Source organism: Pengzhenrongella sp. (assembly GCF_036565025.1).
GTDB lineage: Bacteria > Actinomycetota > Actinomycetes > Actinomycetales > Cellulomonadaceae > Pengzhenrongella.
Map to the genome: position 1 here is coordinate 1 of NZ_DATCNW010000019.1, position 3647 is coordinate 3647.

Annotated in this window: 4 protein-coding genes; 3 read left to right on the top strand and 1 reads right to left on the bottom strand. The window is 68.9% G+C overall.

Features of this window, described 5'->3' with window-relative positions; translation table 11 throughout:
* From VIM26_RS00885 to VIM26_RS00895, 3 genes are all read left to right on the top strand, one after another.
* Positions 1 to 243: hypothetical protein (locus VIM26_RS00885; RefSeq protein WP_331948419.1), on the top strand; the 243-nt coding region annotated here is incomplete at its 5' end.
* A gap of 53 nt (positions 244 to 296) precedes the next feature.
* The gene (locus VIM26_RS00890; protein WP_331948420.1) at positions 297 to 512 is read left to right on the top strand and encodes a hypothetical protein; all 216 of its coding nucleotides are present in this window, start codon (positions 297 to 299) and stop codon (positions 510 to 512) included.
* A complete protein-coding gene (locus VIM26_RS00895) occupies positions 509 to 925 on the top strand; it encodes a PIN domain-containing protein (protein WP_331948421.1) in 417 nt (138 codons plus the stop codon). The genes VIM26_RS00890 and VIM26_RS00895 overlap by 4 nt, the downstream gene beginning before the upstream one ends.
* A gap of 10 nt (positions 926 to 935) precedes the next feature.
* Here VIM26_RS00895 and pcrA read toward each other — a convergent pair whose 3' ends face one another.
* Positions 936 to 3362 (bottom strand): DNA helicase PcrA, encoded by a 2427-nt coding sequence (gene pcrA, locus VIM26_RS00900; protein ID WP_331948422.1) that lies wholly within the window; start codon positions 3360 to 3362, stop codon positions 936 to 938.
* Between the last annotated feature and the right edge of the window lie 285 nt (positions 3363 to 3647).

The following is a 3647-nucleotide window of genomic DNA, read 5'->3' on the forward strand; positions in this document are numbered from 1 at the left end:
CGCGACTACACAACCGTCCCGCAGGCGGACACGCCCGACCCCGACTTCTACGCGCTGGACATGTTCGCGCCCGACACGGGCGGCAATCCGCCCGCGCCGAAGCCGAACGTCGTGTACGCGCAGGCGATCACGGACGGCTACTACGTGGCGTACCGCTCCGGGACATTTGTCGTGCTGCAGTCACCGACCTACGCCGGGCCGTCGTCGGCGTGCAAGCCGCTCGGCCCCGGCAAGTCCGGGTGACCCGTGTTACACGGAATCAGCGCTACACTGGTCATATGGCGAACCTAACGGTCGTGATCGACGACGACCTGCTCAAGCGTGCGCGGCTGCGGGCGCTCGAGCAGGGCACGTCGGTGAACGCGGTGCTGCGCGAGTATCTCGAGGCCTTCGCCGGTCGCGACACGACGCGCACTGCGATTGCGACCCTCCTCGATCTGTCGGATAGGGCAAGCAGCGGCAGCGGGCCTGGCGGGAGAACCTGGACCCGCGAGGATCTCTACGAACGGTGACCAGCCGCTGGTTTCTCGACACGAACGTCCTGGTGTACCTATTCGACGTCCACGAGCCGGCGAAGCGTTCCATCGCGCAGAACCTGATCGGCTCGCAGGACCCTGCGCGTTTCGCAGTCAGTGCACAGGTATTGGGCGAGTTCTACGTAACAGTGACCCGGAAGCTGCGCCACCCTCTGAATGCTCCGACAGCCCGCACAGCGGTGTCACAACTCGCGCAGCTCCCGGTGATCGCAACCGATCTACCGCTCGTGCGAGCCGCCATGGAGACGGCAGAGAAGGCACGACTCTCGTACTGGGACGCACTGATCGTCGAAGCGGCAGCATCGTCTGGGTGCGATCGTCTACTCACCGAGGACATGAACGCCGGGGAGACCATCCGCGGGGTCCAGATCGTCAACCCATTCGCCTGACGAGGCGGTGTCAGAGCTTCTGGACGGGGGCGTAGCGCAGCATCAGCCACTTCAGGCCGGCGGTGCCGAAGTCGATCTGTGCCTGCGAGCCGTCGCCCGAGCCGCGGGTCGCGACGACCGTGCCCAGGCCCCACGCGTCGTGGGTGACGCGATCGCCCGGGTCGAGGGACGGGACAGCGCGATTCCCGGCGCCACCGCGCAGGCCGGCCCCGCCGAGGCGCGACGCGGCGAGCTGCTCCTGCGCTGTTCTACCCGTGGTGGGTCGACCTGCGGCGGACGGCGTAGGGCCACCCGAGCGGCCACCCGAGCGGTAGCCGTGGTCGCCGTAGCGGCCGGCCGCGGCGGAATCCTCGTACCCGCCGACGAACGGCTGGCGGTCGACCTCGCCGGTCCAGACCGCGAGCTCACCGGGGATCTCGTCGAGGAAGCGCGACGGCGGGTTCCACGAAGGCGCGCCCCACGCCGATCGCGACAGCGCCCGGGAGAGGTAGAGCCGCTCGCGGGCGCGGGTGATGCCGACGTAGGCGAGGCGACGTTCCTCGGCGAGCTCGGCCGGGTCGCCGAGCGTGCGCAGGTGCGGGAAGACGCCGTCCTCGAGCCCGGTCAGGAAAACCACCGGGAACTCGAGCCCCTTGGCCGTGTGGAGGGTCATCAGGGTGACGACGCCGCCGGAATCGTCGGCGTCGGGGATCGAGTCGGCGTCGGCGACCAGCGAGACCTGTTCGAGGAACGCCACGAGCGAGGTCGCCTCGTCGGTGCCCGCGTGCTGCTCCTCGAACTCCCGCGCCACGCTGACGAGCTCGCGCAGGTTGTCGACGCGCCCCTCGTCCTGCGGATCACGGCTGGCTTCGAGCTCACGCAGGTAACCGGTCTTGTCGAGCACCGCCTCGAGGATCGAGCTGGGCGTGCCGTCCGGGCCCGCACCGACGCCGCGGATCTCGGTGAGCAGGGCGGCGAAGTCGCGGATCGCGTTCAGGGACCGGTCCGCGAGCCCGAACGCCTCGTCGGCCCGCTCGATGGCCGCGCCGAAGGAGATGCGTTCCTGCTCGGCGAGGACATTGACGCAGGCCACCGCCCGATCGCCGATACCGCGGCGGGGCGTGTTCAGGATGCGTCGCAGGCTGACGACGTCGTCGGGGTTGGCGATCACCCGCAGGTAGGCCAGTGCGTCGCGGATCTCGCGCCGCTCGTAGAAGCGCACACCGCCCACGACCTTGTACGGCAGGCCGATGCGGATGAACACCTCCTCGAAGACACGGGACTGCGCGTTGGTGCGATAGAAGATGGCGACGCTGGAGGCGACCGCGGTCCCCGAGTCGGCGAGCTCGTCGATGCGCTGCGCAACCCAGGCCGCCTCGTCGTGCTCGTTCTCGGCGACGTAGCCGTTGATCTGCTCGCCGGCACCGGCCTCGGACCAGAGGTTCTTCGGTTTGCGGTCGGGGTTTCGCGCGATGACGGCATTGGCGGCGGACAGGATCGTCTGGGTGGAGCGGTAGTTCTGCTCCAGCAGGATCGTCGTCGCGTCCGGGTAGTCGCGTTCGAACTCGAGGATGTTGCGGATGCTCGCGCCGCGGAATGCGTAGATGGACTGGTCGGCGTCACCCACGACGGCGAGCTCGGCGGCGGCTGTGCCGGTTGGCACGGGTGGCAGAGTCAGCTCGCGCACCAGCACGTACTGGGCATGGTTGGTGTCCTGGTACTCATCGACCAGGACGTGCCGGAACCGCCGCCGGTAGTGCTCGGCCACGTCGGGATGCTGCTGCAGCAAGCCCACCGTCGCCATGATCAGGTCGTCGAAGTCGAGGGCGTGCGCCTCGAGGAGCCGGTGCTGGTAGCGGGTGTAGGCCTCACCGAGCACCTTCTCGTGCGCGTTGCCGGCCTTGTCGGCCCATGCCTCGGGCGTCACCAGCTCGTTCTTGAGGTTGCTGACCTGCGCCGACAGCGACCGCGCCGGGTACCGCTTCGGATCGAGGTCCAGGTCGCGGCCGACCATCGTCATCAACCGCTTCGCGTCGTCGGCGTCATAGATCGAGAACGACGACTTGAGTCCGATCACCTTGGACTCGGCGCGCAGGATCCGCACGCACATTGAGTGGAACGTGCTGACCCACATCGCCTTCGCGCGCGGCCCGACGAGCGTGGCGACTCGCTCCTTCATCTCGCCCGCGGCTTTGTTGGTGAACGTGATCGCGAGGATCTCGCCCGGCTGCGCGCCGCGCTCGGCGAGCAGGTACGCGACGCGATGGGTGAGCACGCGGGTCTTGCCCGACCCCGCGCCCGCGACGATCAGCAGCGGCCCGCCGTGGTGCACGACGGCCGCGCGCTGCTGCGGATTCAGGCCGTCGAGCAGGGTGGCAGGGTCGACGGCCAGCCGGGCGCGCGGGCGCTGCGGTGCGGATTCGGGAGGCGGGCTCAGGACGCTGTCGACATCGGTCATCTCGCCGGCCAGCCTACGTCGGGCCACCGTCAGCGTTCCCTTCGTTGAGTGGTGCGCAAAGTTGCCGCACCGCGGTTCGCGTGCGACCATGACTGCGTGCTACGTCAGGCTTACGAGTTTTTCTACGGGTACCGCGACTCGGTGCCCGTCGTTTCTGGCTGACCACTCAACCAAACCGACGCCCCGGGCCCGAGAGTCCCGGGGCGTTCTTCGTTCCTGGCCTCGGACCCCGGCACCACCGAAGGGATCCGATGAGCGCCATCACTACCGGGCCGGCGGCCACCG